Here is a 2061-nt window from a genome sequence, read left to right on the forward strand (position 1 = left end):
CTAACCATCCTTTTTTGATGTCTTCTAAAATTTCTTTACCACCAACAACATCAGCACCAGCATCTTTAGCTTCTTGTGCTTTAGCACCTTCAGTAACAACTAAAACTTTTTTAGTTTTTCCAGTACCGTTTGGTAGTACCAATGCTCCACGTAACTGTTGATCAGCTTGACGAGGATCTACTCCTAATCTAAATGCAACATCTACAGCAGCATCAAATTTAACTTTACTTGTTTCTTTTACTAATGTAACTGCTTCTTCAATTGGGTAAGCTTTACCTTTTTCGATTAATTTAGCAGCTTCTTGATATCTTTTACTTTTCTTTGCCATTACTTTTCCTCCTTAGTGGTCTAACGGATTATCCTTCCACAAATGACGATAATATTTTAATTTCTAATTATGCTTCGACTTCGATACCCATGTTACGAGCAGTACCAGCGATGATCTTCATTGCTGATTCTAAATCATTGGCATTTAAGTCTGGCATTTTGTATTCAGCGATTTCTTTTAATTTATCAGCCGATAACTTAGCAACAGTAGTAGTACCAGCATTGCTTGAACCTTTTTTGATCCCGCAAGCTTTTTTAATCATTTCAGCTGCTGGTGCAGTCTTCAATACAAAACTAAAATCTTTGTCATCGTACACTGTTAAAACAACAGGCACTGTTTCACCCATACGATCTTTAGTTTGATCATTGAATGCTGTACAGAATTTAGGCATTTGGATACCTGCTCCAGCTAAAGCTGGACCTGGTTTAGCTCCCCCAGCTGGGAATTGAATTTTCATAACTCTTACAACTTTTTTACTCACGCGACATAACCTCCTATATAAAATTTGTCCGTGCTGTGGTCAAATGGACATAGTCCTTCCACGCATAGTAACACATATTGCGTCACCTAGGAATTATACATTATTATTCGATAAATGCAATACTTTTTTTAAATTTTATTTCATATTAGAAGTTAATAATTTATGAGTTTAATAAATAACACATGAAAATAAAGCGATGAAAATTATTTTCATCAAAAATTTTCACCTCAATATTTAATCACTGATGTATCATAATATAACAATCTATTAATAATATATATTCTTTTGTTTCTTCATTATATATATCTAGTTTATTATTATTTTCATTATAATAAACTTCACTACCAATTGCATCTATCAAAACATATTTTCATTTATACTAGTTATCTTAGAATTTTCTTTATCTAACCAATATATTGCATTATTATATATTATCCCTAGTTTATAAACTTTGATTTACCTGTTTAGCATGCTGTTAAAAATAACACACTTAAACTATATTTTATATAATATAGTATCTTTCACCATTATCTCCACTTTCGATACTTATTTATCTAATTAACTTTAGCAAACATCATAAATTCATCCTGAATCATTTTTGCTCATTTACTATTAAATATAGACTATAAATATTGAAATTCCAATAAATGATAATAAATTTTTTCTATAACACTTCCCCTTATTCAAATCCATAATAAAATTTTCTGAATATTGAACTTATAATCTATAATTATCTCATTATTATATGATTATTCTTATTTTTATATCTTTTCTATAATTTATCTAAATAACTAAGCATGAGTATATTGGCCCATTTTATTATTAATTCAAATAATAAAATTATTGAAAAATCTCTATTAGATATAATTATAAGCTTAATTTTTTCTATTTAAATATATAAAACATTTAATAAAAACATACGATATCAATATACAATATAAAGTTAATTACACAAACACCTTAAACATTACCGTTCCTAAATACTTTATTTCTATCTCCCTAACAAATAAAACTATAGTTATATTTTAGGGTTAATATTATACAACTTTAAATAATTTTTACCATTTTAAATTCACTAATTAGATTTTTTGATTCAACGGTCAATAAACTTTCCTTTTCATACTTTTTTAGCAACTCAAACAAAAATAAAAACCCCACAATGGAGGTTTCTATAATTCGATTTCTGTTTTCCATAACCCATGAAGATTGCAATATTCATAGACTGTAGCTTTACCACTTTTACCAGCAATAT

Annotated in this window: 2 protein-coding genes and 1 pseudogene; all 3 read right to left on the reverse strand. The window is 27.9% G+C overall.

Annotated features, from left to right (window positions below):
- Positions 1–328: pseudogene (locus tag ACLR9T_RS14110) on the reverse strand (50S ribosomal protein L1); the annotation flags it as partial.
- A 67-nt stretch (positions 329–395) separates the two neighbouring features.
- On the reverse strand, positions 396–809 hold the full coding sequence (gene rplK / locus ACLR9T_RS14115; RefSeq protein WP_092356308.1) for a 50S ribosomal protein L11: 414 nt from the start codon (positions 807–809) through the stop codon (positions 396–398).
- Positions 810–1978: 1169 nt separating this feature from the next.
- On the reverse strand, positions 1979–2059 hold the full coding sequence (locus ACLR9T_RS14120; RefSeq protein WP_413110111.1) for a desulfoferrodoxin family protein: 81 nt from the start codon (positions 2057–2059) through the stop codon (positions 1979–1981).
- Between the last annotated feature and the right edge of the window lie 2 nt (positions 2060–2061).

The organism is Thomasclavelia sp. (genome assembly GCF_047249845.1).
Classification (GTDB): Bacteria; Bacillota_I; Bacilli_A; order Erysipelotrichales; family Coprobacillaceae; genus Thomasclavelia.